Here is a 23,425-nt window from a genome sequence, read left to right on the forward strand (position 1 = left end):
GAAATCGCCAATGCCGCAACCATCTCAGGGCAAAGGCAGGAGCATTTCCGCGCCAGGGACGGGAGCCCTCATGAAGCTTGTAGGCTTTTTCAATCGCGACGGCGGCACCTTCAGGACCACCGACATGCTGGCCTACGAAAAGAGGGCGGAGGAGGCGTTCCGCGACGCGGGGCACGATTTCGACGCTATCGTCTTCTCCGGAAAAGAGATTATTCCCGCCATGGAGCGGGCGGCCAAGCGCGACGATATCGACGGCATCGTCGCCGGCGGCGGCGACGGCACGATTTCGGCGGCGGCATCGATCGCCTGGAAAAACGGCATTGCCCTCGGCGTCGTGCCGGCCGGCACGATGAACCTCTTTGCCCGCTCGCTGCGCGTGCCGCTCGATATCTGGCAGGCGCTCGATGTGCTGGCCACCGGCGAGATCGACAATGTCGATATCGCCAGCGCCAACGGCCGCCCGTTCATCCACCAGTTTTCCGCCGGCCTGCATGCCCGCATGGTGCGCTACCGCAACGCCTACAGCTATCGTTCGCGGCTCGGCAAGATCCGGGCGAGCACGAAGGCCGCCCTTGGCGTCATCTTCAACCCGCCGGAATTCGAAGTGGAGTTCGAGGCGGCGGGGATGCGTGAACGCCGCCGGGTGTCGGCGATTTCGGTCTCCAACAATCCCTTCGGCGAGAACGCGCTGCTCTACGCCGATAATCTGACAAGCGGCGAACTCGGCTTCTATACGGCCAATCCGCTGAAACCCATCGGCGTCGCCCGCCTCGCCATCGACATGCTGCGCGGCAAGGTCCGCGAGAACGCCGATGTCATGGTGATGCATCCGGCGGAAGTGCAACTGCATTTCCCGAAACTGCGCTCCAAGGCCAATTGCGTCATGGACGGCGAGCTGCTGCCGCTTGCACGCGACGTTTCCATCCGGCTGCATCCGGGCGAGTTGAAGGTCCTCGTCAAGCAGGGTCTCGCCGCGCAGGTGGATGCGGCCGAACGCCGCGAGCCCGCAGCCTGAGGCCGGATGCTTCAGAGCCGCGGCAGATAGGTGCGATAGTCGAAATCCGAAACGCTGCGCAGATGCGCCAGCGCTTCCTTGCGCTTGGTGTCGCCGTAAAGCGCCTGATAACGTGCGCCGAAGATGTCGGCGATGAAGGGCGAGGCACGGAAAGTCTCGACTGCGCTGAGGAAATCATGCGTCAACCGCGCCGTATTCGCCGGTATGTGTGAAGGCGTCGTCTCCGCGCCGGGGTCGAGGTCGCCATCGAGGCCAAGGAGCATGCCGCCGAGGATCGCTGCAAGCAGCAGATAGGGATTGGCATCGGCGCCGGCGACGCGGTGCTCGATGCGGGCGGCCGGCCCGTCCTGATCGGGGATGCGGATCGCCGTGCCGCGATGGCCGCTGCCCCAGGTCAGGTCGACCGGCGCGAACGAGCCCGGCTGGAAGCGGCGGTAGGAGTTGGCGAAGGGGGCGAAGATCAACTGCGCCGCGCGCATGCTGTCGAGCAGCCCTGCCGTGACCGATTTCAGGAGCTTCGGCTCGCCGCCCTTGGTATCGAGGATATTGCGGCCCTGGCTGTCGATGATGCTGGCATGCACATGCAGGCCGGAGCCGGCATGATCGGAATAGGGCTTGGCCATGCAGGTCGATTTCAGCCCGTGGCGGCGCGCCGCCTGCTCGGCGATGCGCTTCAAATAGAGGCAATCGTCGGCGGCGGCGAGCGCATCGGGTCGGTGCAGCAGGTTGACCTCGAACTGGCCCGGGCCGAACTCCGCCGTCGTCGCCTCCGCCGGCAGTCCTTGCGCCTTCGCATAGGCCCTCAGCGTCCCGAGATAGCCGTCGAGCGCGTCGACGGCGCTCATGTCGTAGAGCTGGAAACCATTCGGTTCGCCGCGATAGGTCAGGCTTTCGGGCGGGGAAGGGCGGCCGGTCGCGCGCCAGTCCCCCGACATCACGTAGAATTCCAGCTCGGTCGCCACCACAGGCGTCAGGCCGCGCGCCGTATAGCGCTCGACCACCGAGGCGAGGATGGCGCGCGGATCCATGAAGCTCGGGCTGCCGTCGAATTCATGCATGGTGGCAAGCACCTGCATCGAACCTTCGGGCGCCCAGGGCATCGACGCCAGGCTGCGCCGGTCGGGGATGACCTTGCCGTCCGGATCGCCGATCGTCAGCGACAGGCCGGTAATGTCGTCATTGTCGTCGCCCCAGATGTCGAGCGACTGCGTCGAGGTCGGCAGGCGAATGTCGCCGGCCCAGATCTTGCCTTCGGCGCCGGATGGAAGCTGCTTGCCGCGCAGCTCGCCGTTCATGCCGACGATCAGGATTTCGAGACGCGGGTCGCCGCCCTCGGTCTTGCCGTCCATCCTGTCGCTTGCCATGACCTTGAAAATCCTCCGGGACAAGGCCAAGCTCCTATCCCATCGATAGCAGCCTTTCAATCCGCGAGGGTTTTCACCTTATGCCCGATATTTATCCGCCCTCGAATCTCGCCGCGATCGACGCCGCGCACCATCTGCATCCCTTCGCCGACATGAAGAAGCTGAATGCCGATGGCGCGCGCATCATTCAGCGCGGCGAGGGCGTCCATATCTTCGACAACCATGGCAGGAAATATCTCGATGGCTTCGCCGGCCTCTGGTGCGTCAATATCGGCTATGGCCGCCGGGAGATCACCGAGGCCGTCGCACGGCAGATGACCGAACTGCCCTATTACAACACCTTCTTCGGCACGAGTTCGGCGCCCGCGACGCTGCTGGCCCAGAAGGTCACCGCCCATGCCGGCGAGCGGTTCAATCATATCTTCTTCACCGGCTCCGGCTCGGAGGCGAACGACACCTGGTTCCGCATGGCCGGTGTCTACTGGAGCGCCGTCGGCAAGCCGTCGAAGAAGATCGTGATCGCGAGAAAGAACGGTTATCACGGCTCGACCGTCGCCGGCGCCAGCCTCGGCGGCATGAAATATATGCATGAGCAGGGCGACCTGCCGATACCCGGCATTGTCCATATCGGCCAGCCTTACTGGTACGGCGAGGGCGGCGATCTCTCGCCTGATGAATTCGGCCTCAAGGTCGCCCGCGAGCTCGAAGCGAAGATCGATGAGTTGGGCGAGGAAAATGTCGCCGCCTTTGTCGCCGAGCCGGTGCAAGGCGCTGCCGGCGTCATCATCCCGCCCGAGACCTATTGGCCGGAGATCGACCGCATCTGCAAGGCGCGCAATATCCTGTTGGTGACCGACGAGGTGATCTGCGGTTTCGGCCGGCTGGGCGCCTGGTTCGGCTACCAGCATTTCGGCGTCGAGCCGGATCTGGCGCCGATCGCCAAGGGGCTGTCCTCCGGTTACTTGCCGATTGGCGGCGTGCTCGTCAGCGACCGCATCGCCGATGTGCTGATCGACGAGGTCGGCGAGTTCAATCACGGCTTCACCTATTCCGGCCATCCGGTCTGCGCCGCCGCCGCGCTCGAAAACCTGCGCATCATCGAGGAGGAGCGATTGGTCGAACGGGTGCGCGACGATATCGGCCCCTATTTCGGCAGGGCTTGGGCGGCGCTCGCTGATCATGATCTCGTCGGCGAGGCCGTCAGCATCGGCCTGATGGGCGCCCTGCAGCTTGCCGCCGACAAGAGCACGCGCACCCGTTATGAGAAGCCCGACCAGGTCGGGGCGCTGGTGCGCAACCATGCGCTCGCCAACGGCCTCGTACTGCGCGCCACCGCCGACCGCATGCTGGCCTCGCCACCGCTTGTGATCAGCCATGCGGAGGTGGAAGAGATGGCAAGGATTACCAGGCTGGCGCTGGATGCGGCCTGGAAGGAACTGAGATCTTGATGTCGCTCATCCGACCGGGTCTCTTGCGGATGCGGCGATAAGCAGGCGCTTCGCAACGCCGCCCATGCTTCCAGCCGTATCGGCGGCATTGACGCCACCGCCTGAAACACAGGTGAGGGAGGGCTTGGTAAGGCTGGCCTAATGAAGCACCCGTTGTGGTTTGTCTCTGTACGCCGGCGGCGAGTTTGGCGAGAGCGCCAACCACACTCTCCGTCTTCCCAGGCCTTGAGCCTGGGATCCATGCCACTGCTGCTAATGGATGTGGCGCGGATCCTCGGGTCAAGCCCGAGGAGGACGGAGGGTGGGGTAGGCACGGCAAACCAGTCCCAGCGCAGACGCCCGTGTCAGCACCCGCCAGCGAAGCCCGACAATGCCAGTCGCGGCCTAAACCGGTGACGTAGCGGATGATAGTCCATGTCCAGATCAACGCGGTCGGCCACCTCAATCACGGCTACACCCATTCCGGTCATTCGGCCTACGCGACCGGCACTCTCCCGATTCCGCTCAGTCCGGCCGGCCGACCCAGGCATAGCCGAAACGATACCGATCGTCGCCGCGCTGATAGAAATAGGGCACGTCGATCACCGAAGCCTGAGGTGCGGACGCGCCGAGATTGGCCTGTAGCCATTCGGCCATGGCCGGCGGGAGCCCTTCGCTTCCCCCTTTCGGCGGGATCAGCCACACGAGAAGCAGCGGTTGCCGGCCGGCCAGATCCGGGTGGAAGCCGGGGTAATCGACGGAGAGAACCGGCACATCGGGAATATCCTGCCTGAGATTGCCGGCAAGCAGGCTGTCGCCGGCAAGGATCGCCGCCGGCTCGGCCTGTTTGCGCAGGTTTTCCAGCATCGTGGCATAGGGCCTGTTCAACCGTTCGTAATGGCCGGTGAAGCGTGCGGCGGCGACACTGCCGTAGAGGGCCGCCGGCACGCCGATCATGATGATGGCGACGACCGCCATGAAACGCCGGGACGCCCTGCCGGTCGCGACGCCGGCGGCCTCGATCTTCAGGCAGAAATAGAGCGGCAGGATGAAGAGCATCGGCACCAGCCAGCGATCCTTGATGCCGGCCGCGCCGCCGAAGACGATCAGAAACAGAATGCCGATGAGGAAGACGAGCATCATCCGCTCGATGAGCTGCGTCCACTGCGAGCCGGCGGCGAGCGCCGGACGAAGGCTCTTGCCGAAGACGATCGCAAACACCGCCACGGTCAATCCGGCAAAGCTGATGGTGGCGAGAGCAAGCGAGCTGGTCCCCATGGCCACCTGCTTGAGATAGCTGGCATCGCCGCTCGCGGTCATCTTCTCCAGCGTGCGGGCGGTGGCGAAATCAAGATTGTCCTTCAGCCAGAAGAGATGCGGCAGGACGATGATAAGCGCCACGGCAGCCGTCAGCACCAGCCGCCAATCGAAGATCCGCTGCCGCAGGCGCGCATCCGCCAGCGCGGCAATCAGCGCTGCCGCCGGCAGGAGGGCGAAATTATATTTGGCGAGCAGGCCGAAACCGATGCCGATGCCGGCGAACAGATAGGAGGCAAGGCTCGGCTGCTTCAGGCTGCGGATGAAGCCGTAGAAGAAGATGCTGGCCGAGAAGAACACCGCGACCGTATGCGTCAGGTCGCGCTGCATCTCGAAAGCCATCTGCGGGATCGTCAGCAGCCCGAGCGTTGATATCGCCACCAGCGCCTTGTCGCGCAGGATAAGACGCGCGGTGAGGCCATAGAGCAGGTAGGAACTGAACAGCAGAAGGTTCTTTACGATAGAAAGCGCGGCAAGCGAGACGCCTGTAAATTGGAAAACCGCGTATTGCAGCCAGTTGTAGAAGGGCGGCTGCGGGCCGTAGCCGGCGGCAAGCCATTGCGAGCGGAAGGCCTGTTCGGCCTCGTCCAGATCGAGCGAATGCGACGTTGCCAGCCGCACGCCGATCTGAAGCACGAAATAGCCGGCCAGCAGGAGGAAAATCCAGCGGATGTCGCGGCTGTCGGTGTCGGTCATCTATCTCTCCGGCCGAACCCAGGCGTAGCCGAGCGCGAAATTGTCGCCCTGACGGCCGAAATAATAGGGAATCGACAGCGAGCCGATCTCCTGCGGCGCGATGCCTGCCGTTGCCAGTGCCGATGAAAACCGCTCCGGCATGATCGCATCCGCGGCCGTCGCCGTCTTCTTGCCGCGCCAGACGATCAGCACCGGCCCCTTGGCCTCGGCAAAGGCGGGAATGCCCGGTGCCGGGAAATCCGGGATCACCACGGGCACATCTGGAAACTGCAGCCGTATGTTTCCGCCGACATAGGTATCCGAGGCGATCACCAGCGCCGGTTCCCCTTGTCGCGTCATCTCGCGGGAAAGCCCGGCCATCGGCACGTTCGGCCTCGCGTAGACGCCGATCAGCCCGGCGCCGACGACACGCAGGCCGAGCGCGATCAGCACGCAGGCCATCAGCACCGGCAGCACCGGCCTGAGGCGGCGCAGCCCGGCGGAAAGGTCGATGCCGGCAGCCTGCATCTTCGCCAGGAAATAGATCGGCAGCACCAGCAGGAACGGGTCTAGCCAGCGTTCACGCACCGTGGTGGAACCGGTGAACAGCACGATCAGAACGATCCCGGCAAGGCTCGCAAGCATCATCCGCTCCATCATCCCGGTCCAGCGGCTGCCGGCCGAAAGCATCAGGACAAAATCCCGGCGGAAGGCGGCGGCGAAAATGGCGACCGGCAGCGCCGCAAAGGCGACGATGGCGACGAGAAAGGCGAAGAGACCTTTGCCGATCCGCACGACGCCGGCCGGCTCGTTGCCGGCGGCCATCTTGACCAGAGTATCGGAGGAGGCGAATGCGAGATTGCCCTGCAGCCAGATCGCGTGCGGCAGGACGATGACGAGCGCGACGGCAATCGCGATGAGCATGCGCCAGTCGAGCGCCCTGCGCCGCCATTCGGCATCCGGCAGGATGGCGATCAAGGCAGCGGCCGGCATCAGCGCGAAATTATATTTGGAGATCAGCCCGATGCCTGTGGCAAGCCCGAGCAGCAGATAGCTGCCGATATCCGGTCGATCGAGGGTGCGGAAAAAGCCGTAGAGAAACAGCGAACTGGCAAAGAGCAGTGCGGTCGTGTGGGTCAGATCCTGCTGGGCCATATAAGAGACCTGCGGCAGGGTGATCAGCGACAGCATGGCGACGGCGGCAAGCGCCTCGTCCTTCAGCACGCGCCGACCGGCAAGGCCATAGAAGAGATAGGATAGGAACAGCAGGATGTTCTTCGGCACGATGAGGGCGCCGATCGACATGCCGGTCACCGACACGACGGCATATTGCATCCAGTTGTAGAAAGGCGGCTGCGGGCCGTAGCCCGCCAGCAGATATTGCGAGAAGAAGGATTGCTCGGCCTCGTCGAGCTCAAGCGAATGCGGAAGCGCGATGCGCAGCACGATGTTGAGCACGAAATAGGCCGCAAGCAGCAGGCCCGCGGTTCTGATCGTCCTCGTCGCGCGCTCCAGCATCGTGATGCCGGGCTTAGGCTTGGCTTCGATCGTCGAAGATCTGCCGCACGATATAGTTCGGCGAGGCATCGTCGCGGTAGTAAGTGCGCGCGATCATCTCCGCCAGGATGCCGGTCGTGATCATCTGCACCGACGACAGCAGCAGCACGACGCCGACCATCAGCATCGGGCGCGTGCCGATATCGTTGCCCATGATGAACTTGTCGAAACCGAGATAGAGCAGGATCAGCATGGCGACGGCGCCAAGGCCGAGACCGAGCGAGCCGAAGAAATGCCCGGGCCGCGCCTTGTAGCGCATGAAGAACATCACCGACAGCAGGTCGAGGATGACGCGGAAGGTGCGCGAAATCCCATATTTCGAAACGCCGTGCTCGCGCGCATGGTGGGTAACGGCCATCTCGCCGATGCGCGAGCTCGGCACGACGCCGGCCACCCAGGCCGGGATGAAGCGGTGCATTTCGCCCATCAGCTTCACCTGCTTGATGATCGAGGCCCGATAGATCTTCAGGCTGCAGCCGTAATCGTGCAGCTTGACGCCGGTGATACGGCCGATCAGGTAGTTGGCGCACCATGAGGGGATCTTGCGCAGGAACAGACCGTCCTTGCGGTTCTTTCGCCATCCCACAAGGAGGTCGAGTTCGCGCCGTTCCAATTCGGCGACCATCGAAGGAATGTCCTTCGGATCGTTCTGCAGGTCGCCGTCCATCGTCGCGATCAGGCGGCCCTGGGCGGTGTCGATACCGGCCTGCATGGCGGCGGTCTGGCCGAAGTTGCGCTGCAGCTCGACGATCCTCAGCGTCAGCCCGTCGCGTCCGACGAACTTGCGGGCGTTGACGAGCGTCGCATCCGTGCTGCCGTCGTCGACGAGGATCAGCTCCCAGCGATGGGGATAGGCGGCCATTGCCGCTACGACACGCTCGACGAGCGGGCCGACGCTTTCCTCTTCGTTGAAAATCGGCACGACCAGCGACAGCTCGAGCGATTGTACCGGATCATTCGTACCGCGCATGGGCTCAACGGTTGTCTGCAACTCTTATCTCCAAAAAGCCGGACGGCCTGGCAATCTTTACTGCTGCCGGCGCGCTTGCGGAAGGCTAGTACATGAACTGTCCACCGGTTGCCAGCGGGCAATGCCGGTTTCCCCGCAATCGGCTGTCCTGCCGGAACGCTATTTCGAGCCGCCTTCCACCCAGGAATAACCGATAGAAAAACTGCGTTTGCCATCACCGAAGAGATAGGGCAGCGTCAGCGTCTTCAACTCCTGCAGATGAATGCCCGATCTTACCAGATCACCCGCAAAACCGGGTGAAATCGTCGGGTCATCTGCGGTTTCGCCGCGCCAGATCACCAGCACCGGCCCCTTCGCCGCCGCATATTCGGGAACGCCCGAACCAGGGAAGAACGGTATCACCACCGGAACATCGGGGAGCGCAAGCCTCATATTGCCGGCCACGAACTTGGTTCCGGCCACGATGAGAACCGGCTTGCGGGCGGCGGTCAGTTCAGCCACGTAGCCGGCAAAGGGCACGTTCGTTCTCGTATAGGTGCCGATGTATTGAATGCCAATGATCCGGAAGAGAAGGATCGACAGGATAACGACCATGAAGACCGGCACCACGGGCCGGAAGCGCGCAAGGCCGACGGAAAGATCGACATCTGCGGTTTTCAGTTTCAGGAACAGATAGATCGGCAGGACGAGCAGGCAGGGGTCGAGCCAGCGCTCGTGAATATCGCTCGCGCCGGCAAAGAGGACCACGCCGACGAAAGCGACCAGACTGACGACCATCATCCGCTCGATCACCCGGATCATCGGGCTGGACGAGGAGAGCGCGCGAAAGAAATCCCGCCGGAAGGCGGCTGCGACGAGAACGATCGGCAATGCGACGAAGCCGAGAACGGCGATGACAAGGGATAATAGTCCTTGCCCGATGCGGGGAATGCCGGCAGGCGCCAGATCTTCGGCGGTCATCCGCTCCAGCGTCGGCTGAGAGGCGCTGGCGAGATTGTCGGGCAGCCAGAGCGCATGCGGCAGCACGATCAGAATGCCGATGATGATCGCCGGCAGCAAACGCCAGTCGATGAGACGGCTGCGCCATTCCCGGTCCGGGAGCACGGCGATGAATGCTGCTGCCGGCAGGATGGCGAAATTATATTTCGAGATCAGCCCGATGCCCGTGGCGATGCCAATGACCAGGAAGCTTGTAATCGACGGCTGGCGCAGCGTGCGGAAAAAACCGAAGAGGAAGAGCGAGGTCGCAAACAGCAGGGCGACGGTATGGGTCAATTCGCGCTGCGCCATCAAACCCACCTGCGGCAGGGTGATCAGGCTCAGCATGGCGACGGCTGCGAGCGAACGGTTCTTCAGCACCTCGCGGGCGGCAAGCCCGTAGAAGACATAGCAGCCGAAGAGAATGATGTTCTTGGGAACCGAGAGCACCCACATCGATATGCCGGTCACCGAAACGATGGCATATTGGATCCAGTTGTAGAACGGTGGCTGCGGGCCGTAGCCGGCAAGCAGGTATTGCGAATAGAAGGATTGCTCGGCCTCGTCGAGATCGAGCGTATGAGGCAAGGCGATGCGCAGCGCGATGTTTAGCAGGAAATAGGCTGCCAGAAAAAGGCTTGCGCTCGGAATGCTTCTGGTAATCCGCTCCAACATCGATCTCCACGTCAAGCCGGCAAGGCGTGTGATTTACCGGTCAGCGCTCGGATCGTCGGCGGGCAAGCGGGTTCGCCCGCCATGGCCCATCAACTCCGCCGTTGTGCGCAACCTTCATTTCTCCTAAAAGGCCAGGCGAACGGGGCTAATGCCGACGCCAAGCGAGGAATGCCTACTACATGAAGAGTTCGATCGTTGAAAGCCGGCAATCCTGGTTTATGCGCAATCGCATGACGGTTCTGACGGTCGTTATCGTCGCAGCCTATGCCCTCTTCATCCAATGGTTCTGGGGTTGGCCCGTCATTATCCGGCAGTGGGCCGATGTCGGCGCCGGGCCGGTGATCGGCGCGCTGGTGCTGTTGACGAGCACCTATTTCCTGCGCACCTGGCGCATCTATGACTATTTTCCGAAGGAGACGACCGGCCGGTTCGCGGTCCTTTTTCGCGTCACGCAGATCCACAACCTGTTGAACATCATGCTGCCCTTCCGCACCGGCGAGACCAGCTTTCCGCTGCTGATGCGCACGGAGTTCGGCATCCCGCTGACGCGCGGAACCTCGGCACTGCTGGTCATGCGGCTGCTCGACCTGCACGCGCTCATTGCCGCCGCCGGCATCGGTTTTGCGGTCGCGGCCGCCGATCCGATTGTTGCCTGGTCGCTCTGGGCAGGCTTTCTGCTGCTGCCGGTCGCAGCTTTCGCCGCCCGCAAGCTGCTGCTGCGCCTCGCCGCCAGGCTGCTGCCGGAAAAGGCGCAGAAATTCGTCGTCGAGATCGAAAACGGGTTGCCGCTTAATGCCATCGCCTTTGCCCGCGCCTGGGCGATGACTATCGTCAACTGGCTGGTGAAGGTGATGGTGCTAGCCTGGGCGCTCGGCCTGATGGGCGTGCTGCCGATGGCGGCAAGCTTCGGCGGTGCGCTCGGCGGCGAGCTCTCTTCCGTGCTGCCGGTCCATGCGCCGGGCGGCGTCGGCACCTATCCGGCCGGCATCACCGCCGGCGCCATTGCTCTCGGGGCTTCGAGCGAGCGGCTGGCGCTGGCCGCGCTGGCGCAGGCGAGCGTCAATGCCCACCTGCTGATCATCGTCTCGGCGCTGACCGGCACGGCGATCTCACTGCCGCTCGGGCGTCGCGGCAAGCTCTGAAATCCGTTTTCTCAAGAATGCCTGCTCCGGCTCCTGCCGGCAGAGCGACAGCGCCGTTTCATAGGCGGCGATCGCCTCATGCTTCCGGCCGAGACGGCGCAGCAAATCGGCGCGCGCCGAATGGGCAAGGTGATAGGCCGTGAGCTCCCCGCGTCCGAGAATGGCATCGATCAGTTCCAGCCCCTTCGCCGGCCCTTCCGCCATCGCGACCGCCACGGCGCGGTTGAGTTCGACGATTGGCGAGGGCTGGGCCGCCAGAAGCAGGTCGTAATAGAAAGTAATCCGCCTCCAGTCGGTTTCCTCGGCGGTCGACACCTTCGCATGTTCGGCGGCGATCGCCGCCTGCACCGTATAGGTGCCGATCTCTCCTGTCCGCATCGCCTCGGCAAGCAGTGCCAGGCCCTCCGAAATCTTGGCGCTGTCCCAGAGCGAGCGGTTCTGATCGGCAAGCAGCACCAGCGCTCCCTCCTTGCCGCTGCGGGCGCTGCGGCGGGAATCCTGCAGCAGCATCAGTGCCAGCAGGCCTGAGACGTCGGGATGCGGCAGCAGCGCCAGGAGCAGCCGCGCCAGACGTATCGCCTCCGCGCTCAGGTCGGCGCGGACCACGTCCTCCCCCGAAGAGGCCGAATAACCTTCATTGAAGACGAGGTAGATCACCTGCAGCACACGGTCGAGCCGCTGAGGCAGCGCCTCGCGGTCGGGCACCTCGTAGGGGATTTTTTCCGCCCGGATCCGGCCTTTGGCACGCACGATCCGCTGGGCGACCGTCGGTGCCGGCACGAGGAAGGCATGGGCGATTTCTTCGGTGGTCAGCCCGCAGATTTCCCGAAGCGCCATCGCCATCTGCGCATCTGCTGCAATGGCGGGATGGCAGCAGGTGAAGATCAGCCGCAGCATGTCGTCTTCGATCGGTTCCATCTCGCTGATGTCAGTTGCATCGGGCGTGTAGAGGCTGTCTTCGATGTGCTGCTGCGAGGCATCGAAACGCGCCCGCCGCCGGATCGTGTCGATCGCCTTGAAACGGCCCGCCGAGACCAGCCAGGCGAAAGGGTTGCCGGGAACGCCGTCCGCCGGCCATGTCCGCGCGGCCGCGGCAAAGGCGTCGTGGAGCGCTTCCTCGGCCCGGTCGAAATCGCCGAGCAGGCGGATCAGCGTCGCCAGCACCCGGCGCGACTGTGTCCGGTAGATGTCCTCGATCATTTTTTCCAAAGGGGCACCTCAATCCGGCAGGGTCAGCATCCGCACCGGCCGGAGCTCCACCGCGCCGAAACGCGCCGAAGGGATCCGGCCGGCAATCTCCTTTGCCATCGCCATGTCAGGCGCCTCGATGACGTAGAAGCCGGCCAGTTGCTCCTTGGTCTCGACATAGGGACCATCGGTGGCCGACAGGATATTGTCTCGAACCCGCAGTACCGTCGCCTTGTCGGGCATCTCAAGCGCATCGGCATGGACCAAGATGGCGTCGCGGCGCAGCTCCTCATCGAAGGCGAAATGCGCTTTGATAAGGTCGTCGGTCTCTTCGGATGTCAGCGTGCCGTCGGTGTCGGCGCTGTTATAGATCAGGCAGATGTAGCGCATGACTATTTCCCATCCTGGATGGCATAAGTCGGGCGCACTTCGATCGAGCAATATCTGAGGATTGGAAAACTGGAGACGATGGTCTTCGCCTCGTCGATATTCGCGGCTTCGATCAGCACGAAACCACCGAGATGTTCTTTTATTTCGGCAAACGGACCATCCGTCGCGGAGGCCTCGCCGTTGCGCAGCCGGACCGTGATCGCGGTGGATGGTTCATGCAAGGCGAGCGCCACCAGCAGATGGCCGCTCTCGCGCCAGCGATTGTCGCTGACAATGCACTCCTGCGTGAGCGCATCCCATTCGGTCTGAGGGACCAGCTTGCTTTTCTCCGTGTCGAACCAGATTTGGCATAGAAACTTCATCGGTACCTCCTCATCAAGCTGTGAATTCGTGGATGGGCCGCACCTCGATTGCGCCGAGCTTGGCAAGCGGGATGCCGGCGGCGATGCGGATCGCATCGTTGAGGTCCTTGGCCTCGACCAGGATGAAGCCGCCGAGCGCCTCCTTGGTCTCGATGAAGGGACCATCCGTTACCGACAGCTCGCCGCTACGCACCCGGACCGTCACCGCCGATGTCGGCGGCTGTAACGCCTCGGCGACGATCATATTCCCGCTTTCGGCGAGGTCTTTGTCGTAATTCAGCGAATTCGCACCGAGTTCGGTCTTTTGCTCTTTCGTCATGGCGCTGAGCATCGCGCCGTCGAACCACACCTGACAGAGATATTTCATCGCGAACGCTCTCCTTGCCTCTTTCCATAACCCTGGACGATCGAGCTTCGCGCATTTCGACATCGCGCCCCAAAAAAACTTTTTGGCGGGTCGGCTGTCGAAACGGCAAGGCAGCACTCGACAAGGCTTCACTGAAACCTGTCGAGGAGAACTGAAATGAGCATTCTTGAAATCGCGCTGGCAAGCCAGATTTGGGCACGCCGTCATGAGAAGCGCGCGCCGGCGTTCCTCGAAAGCGATGGGCTGAAGATTCTTCAGCGCACCGCCTTCGCTTTCCTCGCCTTCACCCTGCTGATAGCAGGGCTGAATCTTGCCGCCGGCACGCCGCAAACGCTTGCGGATGGCTCGGCGTCTGCCGTGACAAGCAGATGAGGAAACGGCCTATTGGAAGGCCGTTTCGAAGAAGCTGCGCAGTTTGCGCGAATGCAGCGCTTCCTTCGGCATGGCGGCCAGCTTCTGCACGGCGCGGATGCCGATCTGAAGATGCTGGTTGACCTGCGTGCGGTAGAAGGCCGTCGCCATGCCCGGCAGTTTCAACTCGCCGTGCAGCGGCTTGTCGGAGACGCAGAGCAGCGTGCCGTAGGGCACGCGGAAGCGGAAGCCGTTGGCGGCGATCGTCGCCGATTCCATGTCGAGCGCGATGGCGCGCGCCTGCGAGAGCCGCTTTACCGGTCCGCGCTGGTCGCGCAGTTCCCAGTTGCGGTTGTCGATCGTGCCGACGGTGCCGGTGCGCATGATGCGCTTCAGCTCGAAACCCTCGTAGCCGGTGATTTCGGCAACGGCTGCCTCCAGCGCCACCTGCACTTCGGCGAGCGCCGGGATCGGCACCCAGACCGGCAGGTCGTCGTCAAGCACATGATCCTCGCGCATATAGGCATGGGCGAGCACATAATCGCCGAGCCGCTGGCTGTTGCGCAGACCGGCGCAGTGGCCGAGCATCAGCCAGGCATGCGGGCGTAACACCGCGACGTGGTCGGTGATCGTCTTGGCGTTGGAGGGGCCGACGCCGATATTGATCATGGTGATCCCGGCATGGCCCTTCTTCTTCAGATGGTAGGCCGGCATCTGCGGCAGTCGGGTGAGCGCCGCATCGGTTTCCGGCACGGTCGAGCCGGGCATGGTGACGATATTGCCGGGCTCGACGAAAGCGGTATAGCCGTCGCCGCCCTCCGCCATCAGCTTGCGCGCCCAGTTGCAGAATTCGTCGATATAGAATTGATAGTTCGTAAACAGCACGAAATTCTGGAAATGCTCGGCATGTGTCGCCGTATAGTGCGACAGGCGGGCGAGCGAATAGTCGATGCGCTGCGCGGTGAATGGCGCAAGCGGCGAGGGCTCGCCCGGCGGCGGGATATATTCGCCGTTGGCGATCTCGTCATCGGTGGTGTTGAGGTCGGGCGTGTCGAAAATATCGCGCATCGGAATGTCGATGAAGGCATTGGTCGACGCTTCTACATGCGCACCCTCGCCGAAGGCGAAGTGCAAGGGGATCGGCGTCGTCGATTCCGAGACGATGACCGGCACATTATGGCTCTTCACCAACAGCGCCAGCTGCTCCTTCAAGTAATGCTTGAAAAGCTTCGGCCGGGTGACCGTCGTCGTATAGATGCCCGGCGCCGTCACGTGACCGTAGGAAAGCCGTGAATCGACATGGCCGAAACTTGTCGTCTCGATACTGACCTGCGGATAGAAAGCCCGGTAGCGCGAGGAGATCGGAGCGCCCTGCGCAAGTTCGGTAAAGCTCTTGATCAGGAACGCCGTATTGCGCTCGTAAAGCGCCGTCAGCGCTTCCACGGCCTTGGCCGGATCATCAAAGCTCTGAGGCTGGAAAGGGGGCGGCGAGGAGATGTCGAGCGGCGGCAAAGGGGAGATTCGTTTGTTCATGACGCATTATAGAGAGTTGTTTTTGACAAGCAAACGACGCGCGCCGGCGAATTCCGATTATTTTATCCACTTTAATGTCTGATGCCGCTCACTGCACCGATGGCGCGCAGAAGGTGCCGTTTCGCTCCAGGCAGGTATAGCTCGCTCCGAAATGCGACTGTGCGCCACCGCCGCCATTGTGCACCACCACCGCCGAAAACGTGATCGCGAAGATCGCCGCAAACAGCGTGATGATGCTGAACCGTTTTGCCAGAATGTACATGTCCATCGCCGTTCCCCCGATACGCAACTCTATCGTGACAAGAGTTTTGCCATGGCGCGGCTGAATGAGTGCTGAGATACCGGTTCATCCAGCGTTCAGCTTGTGAGGCAGGCTCGGGCAGGGAGTGGGAGAGAATTTACAGGGGGTCGCCAGGCCGCGCTCAACGCGTTCGGCTTTGTCCGGTCGTCCAGGCGAAGGGGCACAAAGGCCGCGGGGATGTCGGTGCATCGGCATGTCCCGCGTTTAATGATCGTTGTCCGGCTGCCTTGCGGGCTCAGAGCCGCGTCCAGGTCTGTGACTTGCAGAGCACTTTCATCACGCAGCCCTGCATCCTCAGCGAATTGCCGGAAATCTTGCCCGAGCCGCTATAGGTCTTGTCGGCGGCCGGGTCGGTGATCTCGCCGGCATAGCTGCCGCCGGTTCCCGCAAGCGTGCCGATCTTCCGGCCCGCATATTTGCCGGTCTTCAGCGTCACGCAATAACTGCCGCCACAGGAGACGATCACTGCCGTATCGCCGGCCGCCGTCTTCCAACTGCCGACGATCGGCTCCTCAGCATGGGCGATGCCCGCGATCATTGCGATGGCGCTGGCGAGAACGAAGCTGCGGATCATCTTTTCCTCCATGATGTCCTTGGTCGGGCGCGAAATTAACTGACGCGAACGTAAAGGTAAATATGCGTGGTCATTTTCCATGCCGGTTTCATGTCGCCCGGAAGTGTGCAGCGGTTCCGGGATAACGACATGCATAAAAACAACAAGCTTTAGCGGCGGAAAAACTGCTGAGAAAAAACGCATGCGGCAGCCTTTGAAAATATCGGCTGCTGATTTCATGATGAACGATCCCTTTATTTCCAGAACTGAATCTTTCGTAAAATTCGAGCGAAAGTCCCTAAGCCGCAAGGCATCTGATGTTTAACAAAAACCCAAATTTACCAAGCATTTGCACTTTGTTTGTCTAGAATTAATCATGCATTTTAGGCGTTTTTTGAAAGCCGTTCGGCATAGTGAAGCCATCAAACGAGCGGGGCAAACCCGCCGGACCGCAAGGGCCGCAAGCCGCGATAGACGGCAAGGCCCGGAGGTAAAACAGGGTAAGTCATAAACAGGCTAACAGGGATAAAACCGATGGCACGCTTTGAAATGCACAATGCTGAAACGGCCACCATGGGTGGCGACAACAGCGCCGATGTCTTCTGTGAAATGGGGCTGATGTATGCGACCGGCCGCGGCTGCGAAGTCGATCTGGTCGCAGCCCACAAATGGCTGAACATCGCCGCAATCAAGGGCAACGACCGCGCCGCCGAGCTTCGTGCGGATGTGGCCGCCGCCATGGACAAGATGCAGATCGTGGCAGCGCTGCGCGCCGCCCGCGAGTGGATGACGGTCCACTGAGACCGTCTCCGAGCGATCGACACAAGCAGCAATAACAACCTCGGAAAGAGGGACTGGCGGGCACTTTGACAGGCCCGACGCCAGGAGAAGGGAACCGCGGCCGGATACCTCCACCGGGCGCGGTTCTTGCTGTTTTATATGAAAGAGTGAGAGCATGCCGTCATGCTCGGTCAGCCGATCTGCTTCAGCACCTGCGGCAGTGCGTTTTCGAAAAGCGCCATATCCGCCTCCGGCCCGACGCTGACGCGAATGCAGCGATTGAGCGGCGCCACGCCGGGCATGCGGATGAAGACCCCGCGTTCCATCAACCCGTCGACGATCGCCCGCGCATGGGTGCCGTCGCGGCCGGTATCGATCGCCACGAAATTCGTCGCGGAGGGCAGGGGCTCAAGGCCGTTTGCCCGCGCGATACCAGCGATGCGCTCCCGGGCTGAATGGATGTTGCCCACCACTTCGGCGAGATAGGCCTGATCTTTGAGGGCGGCGAGCGCTGCCGCCGTCGCCAGCCGGTTCATGCCGAAATGATTGCGGATCTTGTCGAAAGCTTCAGCCGTGCCGGCCGTCGAGATCACGTAGCCGGTGCGGGAGCCGGCCAGTCCGTAGGCCTTGGAGAAGGTGCGGGTACGAACGATGTTCGGCAGATCGATCAGCGAGGCGATCGACGGCAGCGACCCCGCCGGCCCGGTCTCGCTATAGGCCTCGTCGAGAACCATCATCGTCGTCTCGGGCAGCGCCCGGGCGAAAGCGACGATCCTGTCGGCATCCCACCAGCTTCCCATCGGATTGTCGGGATTGGCGAAATAGACGAGCGGCGCATTCTCGCGCTTCACGGTATCGAGCAGCCCGTCGAGATCCTCGCGGTCGTTGGCGTAGGGAACGGTCACTAGCCGGCCGCCGAAGCCGGCGACATGGAAATTAAAGGTCGGATAGGCGCCGAGCGAGGTCACGACCGGCGCGCCGGGCTCGATCACCAGCCGAACGATCTGGCCGAGCAATTCGTCGATCCCGCTGCCGATGGCGATGTTGGCGGGGGAAATGCCGAGATGGGCGGCAAGCGCTTGCCGGAGCGCGAAATTCTCCGGGTCATTGTATTTCCAGATATTGCCGGCCTCCTCGCGCATCGCTGCAAACACCGAAGGGGCGGGGCCGAAGCCATTCTCATTGGCGCCGATGCGTGCCGAAACGAATAACCCGCGTTGGCGCTCGATCGCCTCGGGACCGACGAAAGGAACTGTGGAGGGCAAGGCGCCGGCAAGAGGCGTGAAGCGCGAAAAGGCGGACATGCGAAGGCGGTTTCCCGGATATATTGACGATCGGCGCAACAATAGGCCCGGGCACCGCCGACGCAAGCAAGATATTTCTGCAACCAGATGGCTGTCGGGCTATTCACGCACGGAAGATCGGTCCCCGCCGGGCGGCGATTGCTTCCATGTTGCCGACAAGGAAATCGGTGCGGACGACGCGGCGCAAAACCTCGGGGTCCATGATGTTGATGAACCGCACCCCGATACGTTCCTTGTGCCGGTAGACCTCGGCACAGCCGATCCGGTAGGCGAGGCCCAGAATGTTGAGATAATAATGTTTCGGCAGGCCGGCGGTGGTCGACACGATGAACGTGGCGCCGCCCTGGGAAATATCGATGATCTCGGCGCTGCGCATCGAGACGCCGGTGAGGCACGGCCGGACGGCGACGATACGGGCTGGCCGCTTGACGCTGAATTCTTCCCAGCGCAGGTCATAGACGGCGGACTTGACCGTGGCAAGGTGTGTGGCGCGGAGCATAGACATTCACATTCTCCGTCAGTCAGGACGCATTGGGGGTTGATCTCGAGCAACCTGATCTTGATTTTGAGCAAGCGTGGCTTGATCCCAACCAAGGTCACATGAATGTTTTGCGCATTCGTCAAACATAAAAGTACAATTCTAACGAGTTCGAACTTTGTTCCCAAGCGGGACGCCTTGATGTTCCTTATCGGGACTCGGGCGGCATAGTCGATCAGCGCAATTTTTCCCGAACTCTTTCAATTGCCGGGCGTTCTGCCTTGATCGATGACGCACGGCGCGCTTCGAACGACGACGCGAGGAGTTGAAAATGACCGACGTTAAAATCCCTTGGGAATCATGGGTCGTGGTCTGCGATGGAGCCAAGGCTCTGATCATGCAGAATGCCGGCGATGCCCAGCTGATGAACCTGAAGGTGCAGGAAACCCTGACGCAGCCGAGCACGCCGGACCGCGAGATTGGTGCCGATAAACCCGGCCGGACCCATGCGGCAGACGGCTTCAGCCGCAGCGCTGTCGAGGAGACCAGCTGGCAGGATCAGGCCGAAGCCGAGTTTCTGAAACAGGTGGCGGAAAAGCTCGACGAACTGGTGCAGGAAAAGAGTGCCCGTCGCATCGTCATCGTTGCACCGCCAAAGGCCCTCGGCACGTTGCGGCCGGCACTTCGCGCCGACACGCAGGCCGCGATCACCGCTGAGGTGGCAAAGGACTATACCAATATGCCGGTCGACGAAATCCAACGGCATCTCGCCGCCTGAACCATGGTTGGCGAAATGGCGAGGCCCAGGCGGGCAGGTGAGGGCTGTTTTCGCCGATCTCCACCTCTGTAAAACAATGGGATAGCGTGAAACGCGGGCCTTGCGGCCCGCGTTTTCATGTCACCCCGACGGCCTTTGCCCGGCAAACAGCGCTTCATGACCGGCAAACAGCGCCGCCAGGCGGTCGATGACGACCCTCACCTCGGGCCGCTGCCGCTCGTCGTCATGCGCAACGATCCACATCTCGTAGGTCAACTCGTCGATGAGAGGCCCGGCGCGGACGAGTTTGCGATCCTGATCGCCGATGAAACAGGGGAGGACGCCGCGGCCGGCGCCCCCGCGGATAAGGTGAAAAAGCATATGCGGCGTGTTCGTCCAGCTGGTGATCCAGTAATCCGGCTGTTCGAACGTCCATTTGTCCGCCGGCGTGACGGCGGTATCGGTGCCGAGCGAGATCCAGTTGCAGTTGGCCTCGTCATAGTCCGCCGCCTGGTAAGCCGCATGCGCCACCTTGACCGAGCGGCGGATTGCGACGTTGCCGCTGTCCGGCCGGCTGTGGCCAACGGCGATATGCGCCTCGCGGTAGGTGAAATCGACGCTGGCATCGCAGGTCTTGTAGCACATGCGAAAGCTGTCTTTCGGCGTCCAGACGCTGGCCAGATGATCTGCGATGAAGCGTGAGGTCCAGCTATCGGCGGCCGTGGAGACGATCGGCAGCGTCAACACCTCGCCGCGCCAGTCGGAGATCGCCCGCGCCGCATCCTGCATCAGTCGCACGCGGTCGAGCAGTTCCTGCCCATCCCTGGCGAGCAGATAACCGGTGGGGCCGCGGCTGAACAGCGATCGGCCCGTCACCCGTTCGAGCGCCAGCATGCGCCGGCCGATCGTCGGCGCGCTGAGCCCGGTGCGCGCCGCCGCTGCCGAAAGCCCGCCGCCGGTCGCGACATGGAAGAAAAGCTGCAGGTCGTCCCAACTCGCATCTTTCATGGATGAAAACCCCCTTTCCCCGGCGCCTCTACATCGCGGAGGCGTTAAGGCCTAGCTCAAGTGCTCCAGCCAATGATGGAGGATGAAGCCATGCTTCTCAACTGGGTTGTTCTGTTCAGGGAACTTGAAAGCCGCAATCGCCGGATCCGCAACGATGCTTTTGCCGACCCGCTCGATCGGCCGGAGTGGCGCGGATTGCTCTGGATCGTTCCGATCCTTACGCGTCTGGCGGCAGGGTGGCACGTCGAGGCAAGAGTGCCGCGCCGCGATGATTCGCGGATCGCAAAAACCCTCAGCTTTCGAAGCTCAGCCGCAGCACGTGGTGCAGGAATTCCGGATTGAGCAGCATGTTGAAGCTGACCGTCACCGATTCGCCTGCGCGCTTGACCATGGTCGCGCCGATCTCGTCATGGATGCCGAGGATTTCGAGGAAGAAATGGCTCGGCATTTCCAGGTTGGGGCTAACTTCGAGCAGTGCGCCGGCGAGCGTGATCGTGCGGATCAGGCAGCGCACTTGCGTTCCGGTGCTGAGGTGATGGCCGACGAAGATGATGTTGCCCGGCCTGTCGAGATTGAATTCCCTGTAAGCACGTTCCGGCTTGGGGTGTTCTGTGTCGAGGTGCATCTGAAAGGCCCTTTTAGCCTCCGCTTGTTCTACCACGGGATATTAGCTGAAGAATGCTGACGGTTGCTGAAGAACATCGCTAAGATTGAATATTTGCGGGAAAATCGCACCGATTTCATCCAGACTTGCCCCATATTTGCTCAATCGCCAGGGCGCATGCGCCATTCTTGACATGTCGGCGGCCTTCGCGCATACAAAGGCCGGTTCGAGGCACCGGCCGCTCGCGGATGAAAATCCATGGTGAAGTCCTCGCGATCATGGTCACGGCCCTTGTGCATGCTGACTGGCGGCAATGCGAGCTCCCATCCACAGTCGAAGAGCATGCCTTGCGAAGGCTCACTCCATGACGACGACCTATCCTGCCATTGACGAATTGAAGGCCCAGGCCAGGCGCTTGCGCCAGGCAATGAACGATCGCGGCACCCCGATGACCCACAGTGCGGCGCTCGAAATGATTGCCCGCCAGCACGGCGCACGCGACTGGAACACGCTGGCGGCGCTCGCGGCAAAACCTAGCGCGGCTGCAAAGACGCGGCTCTTCGTCGGCGCGCATGTTCGCGGCCGCTATCTCAATCAGCCGTTCACCGGCGAGATTCTGGCGCTGTCGGCCCTGCCGGGCGGCGATCTTCACCGGATCACCATCCATTTCGACGAGCCGGTGGATGTCGTGACCTTCGAGAGCTTTTCAGCCTTTCGCCGGCGTGTGAATGCACAGATCGATGCCGACGGCGTCTCGCCGAGGAAGACCTCGAACGGCGTCCCGCATCTGGTGCTCGATCTCTAGATTGCTTTGATCCCTTTTGAGGCTGCTCGGATCCGCATGATTTCAAGCGGATTGGGTTGCCCGCTATCACACGGATTTCTCCATGACCGATCTTTCCGAAGGCAATGCCTTCCTCACCGGCTGGCTGCCGGCCGTCTTCATCAAGACGGCGGCGCCGATCGTCGCGATCACCACCGTCAATGGCCTGTTCACCGTCGTCGACGCTTTTTTCCTCGGCGCCTATGTCGGCCCCGACGCGCTCTCGGCAGTCAGTCTCATCTTCCCGGGGCTGATGCTGCTGATCGCTCTGCAATCGCTGGTCTCGAACGGCATGGCGAGCATCCTCGCCCGCCGGCTCGGCGCCGGCGATCGCCAGGACGCGGGCAGGGTATTCACAGGTGCCCATACACTGGCGCTGGCCGTCACTCTGATCCTCAACATCGTCTTCTGGTCCCTCGGCCGTCAGATCATCGACGCCGGTGCCGGCACGGCCGCCGTGGCCCGGGGCGCCATGCAGTTCATGGGCGCAATGATCGCCTTCGCGCCGGTGAGCTTCTTCCTGTCGCTGCATCTTGACGGTCTGCGCTGCGAAGGCAGGATCGGGTTCATGACGCTGGTGACGCTATCGGCCTCGCTGCTCAACATCCTCGCCAACTGGCTGTTCATGGCGGTGATGCATTGGGGCGTGCCCGGGTCGGCGGCCGGCTCCATCGCCTCGCAATTCGTCTGTCTGACCGCCGTGCTGACCTATCGCTTCCGCCGGCCGGCTGCACTCAGGCCTTATCGAGGATTCGCACCTGCCGAATGGCGCGGCATCGTCGCCTTCGGCGCGCCGATGAGCCTCGGCTTCATCGGCATATCGCTGGCATCCGCCGCCATTCTCGTCAACATCTCGCTCTGGAGCACCCATGATCGTGTCGCGACGGTCGCCGCCTACGGCATCATCACCCGGATCATGACCTTCGCCTATCTGCCGCTGCTTGGCCTCAGCATCGCCCTGCAGACGATTGCCGGCAACAATCACGGCGCCGGCCTCGGTCTTCGCGTCGGCCGCAGCCTGCAGATCGCCATGCTTTCGGCGCTCGTCTATTGCAGCCTGGTCGAGATCGCGGTCGAACTTTTGGCAGGCCGCCTCGGCGCCGTCTTCGTCGCCGATCCCGCCATTGTCGCCGAGGTCAGGCGAATTCTGCCCTGGACGATCGCCGCCTATTTCCTCTTCGGGCAGATGCTGATCCTGTCGTCCTATTTCCAGTCGATTGGCGACGCGCCGCGCGCGGCGATCTTCGGCCTGTCGCGGCCCTATCTGCTCACCCTGCCGCTCACTTTCCTGCTGCCTTTCGTGTTCGGTGAGCAGGGGATCTGGATGGTGCCGGTCTTCGCCGAGGCAGGCATGGTCGCCCTTGCCTTGCTGGTGCTGTCGCAGAACGCCAGACGCCGCGGCTGGCGCTACGGGCTTCTTCCGGTCTGAAAGGCCGTGCTCTCCAAGAAACGACCCCGAAAGTTGGACACCAACCTCGGGGTCGGTTCATCTGCTGCTATGCGGAT

Annotated in this window: 25 protein-coding genes; 9 read left to right on the forward strand and 16 right to left on the reverse strand. The window is 62.4% G+C overall.

Going from position 1 to position 23,425, the window contains the following annotated elements:
- The first annotated feature begins 70 nt into the window (after positions 1 to 70).
- Positions 71 to 1,015, forward strand: a complete 945-nt coding sequence (locus tag AMK05_RS06960; RefSeq protein ID WP_064837790.1) for a diacylglycerol/lipid kinase family protein — start codon at positions 71 to 73, stop codon at positions 1,013 to 1,015.
- Between the two features lie 11 nt (positions 1,016 to 1,026).
- Here the strand turns inward: AMK05_RS06960 and AMK05_RS06965 are convergent, their stop codons facing one another.
- Positions 1,027 to 2,379 carry a glutamine synthetase family protein gene (locus AMK05_RS06965; protein WP_064837793.1) on the reverse strand — a complete coding sequence of 451 codons (1,353 nt, stop codon included), beginning with the start codon at positions 2,377 to 2,379 and terminating at the stop codon, positions 1,027 to 1,029.
- Between the two features lie 80 nt (positions 2,380 to 2,459).
- On the opposite strand from AMK05_RS06965, the gene AMK05_RS06970 reads away from it, so the two are divergent.
- Positions 2,460 to 3,827 (forward strand): aspartate aminotransferase family protein, encoded by a 1,368-nt coding sequence (locus AMK05_RS06970; protein ID WP_064837795.1) that lies wholly within the window; start codon positions 2,460 to 2,462, stop codon positions 3,825 to 3,827.
- Positions 3,828 to 4,331: 504 nt separating this feature from the next.
- On the opposite strand, the gene AMK05_RS06975 is transcribed toward AMK05_RS06970, so the two are convergent.
- The 4 genes from AMK05_RS06975 to AMK05_RS06990 form a co-directional block, all read right to left on the reverse strand.
- Positions 4,332 to 5,819 (reverse strand): ArnT family glycosyltransferase, encoded by a 1,488-nt coding sequence (locus AMK05_RS06975; protein ID WP_064837798.1) that lies wholly within the window; start codon positions 5,817 to 5,819, stop codon positions 4,332 to 4,334.
- Positions 5,820 to 7,316 carry a glycosyltransferase family 39 protein gene (locus tag AMK05_RS06980; protein ID WP_064837800.1) on the reverse strand — a complete coding sequence of 499 codons (1,497 nt, stop codon included), beginning with the start codon at positions 7,314 to 7,316 and terminating at the stop codon, positions 5,820 to 5,822.
- Positions 7,317 to 7,329: 13 nt separating this feature from the next.
- On the reverse strand, positions 7,330 to 8,346 hold the full coding sequence (locus tag AMK05_RS06985; protein ID WP_064837802.1) for a glycosyltransferase family 2 protein: 1,017 nt from the start codon (positions 8,344 to 8,346) through the stop codon (positions 7,330 to 7,332).
- 138 nt (positions 8,347 to 8,484) lie between these two features.
- On the reverse strand, positions 8,485 to 9,978 hold the full coding sequence (locus AMK05_RS06990; RefSeq protein WP_064837805.1) for an ArnT family glycosyltransferase: 1,494 nt from the start codon (positions 9,976 to 9,978) through the stop codon (positions 8,485 to 8,487).
- A 179-nt stretch (positions 9,979 to 10,157) separates the two neighbouring features.
- Between AMK05_RS06990 and AMK05_RS06995 the strand changes: the two genes are divergently transcribed.
- Positions 10,158 to 11,120, forward strand: a complete 963-nt coding sequence (locus AMK05_RS06995; RefSeq protein WP_064837810.1) for a lysylphosphatidylglycerol synthase domain-containing protein — start codon at positions 10,158 to 10,160, stop codon at positions 11,118 to 11,120.
- On the opposite strand, the gene AMK05_RS07000 is transcribed toward AMK05_RS06995, so the two are convergent.
- From AMK05_RS07000 to AMK05_RS07015, 4 genes are read right to left on the reverse strand one after another with little or no spacing between them, the layout of a single operon-like run.
- Positions 11,088 to 12,329, reverse strand: coding sequence for an RNA polymerase sigma factor (locus tag AMK05_RS07000; protein WP_064837812.1), 1,242 nt, complete (start codon positions 12,327 to 12,329; stop codon positions 11,088 to 11,090). The two genes, AMK05_RS06995 and AMK05_RS07000, sit on opposite strands and share 33 nt — an antisense overlap.
- 9 nt (positions 12,330 to 12,338) lie before the next feature.
- Positions 12,339 to 12,698 (reverse strand): YciI family protein, encoded by a 360-nt coding sequence (locus AMK05_RS07005; protein ID WP_064837814.1) that lies wholly within the window; start codon positions 12,696 to 12,698, stop codon positions 12,339 to 12,341.
- Between the two features lie 2 nt (positions 12,699 to 12,700).
- Positions 12,701 to 13,060 carry a YciI family protein gene (locus AMK05_RS07010; RefSeq protein ID WP_064837816.1) on the reverse strand — a complete coding sequence of 120 codons (360 nt, stop codon included), beginning with the start codon at positions 13,058 to 13,060 and terminating at the stop codon, positions 12,701 to 12,703.
- Between the two features lie 13 nt (positions 13,061 to 13,073).
- The gene (locus AMK05_RS07015; RefSeq protein WP_064837818.1) at positions 13,074 to 13,427 is read right to left on the reverse strand and encodes a YciI family protein; all 354 of its coding nucleotides are present in this window, start codon (positions 13,425 to 13,427) and stop codon (positions 13,074 to 13,076) included.
- A 156-nt stretch (positions 13,428 to 13,583) separates the two neighbouring features.
- On the opposite strand from AMK05_RS07015, the gene AMK05_RS07020 reads away from it, so the two are divergent.
- The gene (locus tag AMK05_RS07020) at positions 13,584 to 13,799 is read left to right on the forward strand and encodes a hypothetical protein (RefSeq protein ID WP_064837820.1); all 216 of its coding nucleotides are present in this window, start codon (positions 13,584 to 13,586) and stop codon (positions 13,797 to 13,799) included.
- A gap of 9 nt (positions 13,800 to 13,808) precedes the next feature.
- Here AMK05_RS07020 and AMK05_RS07025 read toward each other — a convergent pair whose 3' ends face one another.
- From AMK05_RS07025 to AMK05_RS07035, 3 genes are all read right to left on the reverse strand, one after another.
- Complete coding sequence (locus tag AMK05_RS07025; protein ID WP_064837823.1) at positions 13,809 to 15,311, reverse strand: AMP nucleosidase; 1,503 nt, start codon at positions 15,309 to 15,311, stop codon at positions 13,809 to 13,811.
- 88 nt (positions 15,312 to 15,399) lie between these two features.
- Complete coding sequence (locus tag AMK05_RS07030; protein ID WP_049733843.1) at positions 15,400 to 15,579, reverse strand: hypothetical protein; 180 nt, start codon at positions 15,577 to 15,579, stop codon at positions 15,400 to 15,402.
- Positions 15,580 to 15,847: 268 nt separating this feature from the next.
- Positions 15,848 to 16,186 carry a DUF2147 domain-containing protein gene (locus tag AMK05_RS07035; protein WP_003587628.1) on the reverse strand — a complete coding sequence of 113 codons (339 nt, stop codon included), beginning with the start codon at positions 16,184 to 16,186 and terminating at the stop codon, positions 15,848 to 15,850.
- A 513-nt stretch (positions 16,187 to 16,699) separates the two neighbouring features.
- Between AMK05_RS07035 and AMK05_RS07040 the strand changes: the two genes are divergently transcribed.
- Positions 16,700 to 16,966, forward strand: coding sequence for an SEL1-like repeat protein (locus tag AMK05_RS07040; protein ID WP_003569238.1), 267 nt, complete (start codon positions 16,700 to 16,702; stop codon positions 16,964 to 16,966).
- Positions 16,967 to 17,136: 170 nt separating this feature from the next.
- On the opposite strand, the gene AMK05_RS07045 is transcribed toward AMK05_RS07040, so the two are convergent.
- Both AMK05_RS07045 and AMK05_RS07050 read right to left on the reverse strand, forming a co-directional pair.
- On the reverse strand, positions 17,137 to 18,249 hold the full coding sequence (locus AMK05_RS07045) for a pyridoxal phosphate-dependent aminotransferase (RefSeq protein WP_064837825.1): 1,113 nt from the start codon (positions 18,247 to 18,249) through the stop codon (positions 17,137 to 17,139).
- Between the two features lie 103 nt (positions 18,250 to 18,352).
- Entirely contained in the window at positions 18,353 to 18,754 is a 402-nt protein-coding gene (locus AMK05_RS07050) for a hypothetical protein (protein WP_064837827.1), read from the reverse strand.
- Positions 18,755 to 19,058: 304 nt separating this feature from the next.
- Between AMK05_RS07050 and AMK05_RS07055 the strand changes: the two genes are divergently transcribed.
- Positions 19,059 to 19,505, forward strand: coding sequence for a baeRF12 domain-containing protein (locus AMK05_RS07055; RefSeq protein ID WP_064837830.1), 447 nt, complete (start codon positions 19,059 to 19,061; stop codon positions 19,503 to 19,505).
- A gap of 120 nt (positions 19,506 to 19,625) precedes the next feature.
- On the opposite strand, the gene AMK05_RS07060 is transcribed toward AMK05_RS07055, so the two are convergent.
- Positions 19,626 to 20,492 carry a LysR family transcriptional regulator gene (locus tag AMK05_RS07060; protein ID WP_064837832.1) on the reverse strand — a complete coding sequence of 289 codons (867 nt, stop codon included), beginning with the start codon at positions 20,490 to 20,492 and terminating at the stop codon, positions 19,626 to 19,628.
- A 90-nt stretch (positions 20,493 to 20,582) separates the two neighbouring features.
- Here AMK05_RS07060 and AMK05_RS35495 point away from each other — a divergent pair, with 90 nt between their 5' ends.
- Positions 20,583 to 20,834, forward strand: coding sequence for a hypothetical protein (locus AMK05_RS35495; protein ID WP_082935711.1), 252 nt, complete (start codon positions 20,583 to 20,585; stop codon positions 20,832 to 20,834).
- On the opposite strand, the gene AMK05_RS07065 is transcribed toward AMK05_RS35495, so the two are convergent.
- Entirely contained in the window at positions 20,785 to 21,117 is a 333-nt protein-coding gene (locus AMK05_RS07065; protein ID WP_064837834.1) for a hypothetical protein, read from the reverse strand. The genes AMK05_RS35495 and AMK05_RS07065 overlap by 50 nt on opposite strands.
- 343 nt (positions 21,118 to 21,460) lie before the next feature.
- On the opposite strand from AMK05_RS07065, the gene AMK05_RS07070 reads away from it, so the two are divergent.
- Together AMK05_RS07070 and AMK05_RS07075 are read left to right on the forward strand one after the other, a co-directional pair.
- Complete coding sequence (locus tag AMK05_RS07070; RefSeq protein ID WP_064837836.1) at positions 21,461 to 21,901, forward strand: glyoxalase superfamily protein; 441 nt, start codon at positions 21,461 to 21,463, stop codon at positions 21,899 to 21,901.
- An 82-nt stretch (positions 21,902 to 21,983) separates the two neighbouring features.
- Complete coding sequence (locus AMK05_RS07075) at positions 21,984 to 23,348, forward strand: MATE family efflux transporter (protein WP_064837839.1); 1,365 nt, start codon at positions 21,984 to 21,986, stop codon at positions 23,346 to 23,348.
- Positions 23,349 to 23,425: the final 77 nt, after the last annotated feature.

The sequence above is a fragment of the Rhizobium sp. N324 genome (genome assembly GCF_001664485.1).
Lineage (GTDB): Bacteria > Pseudomonadota > Alphaproteobacteria > Rhizobiales > Rhizobiaceae > Rhizobium.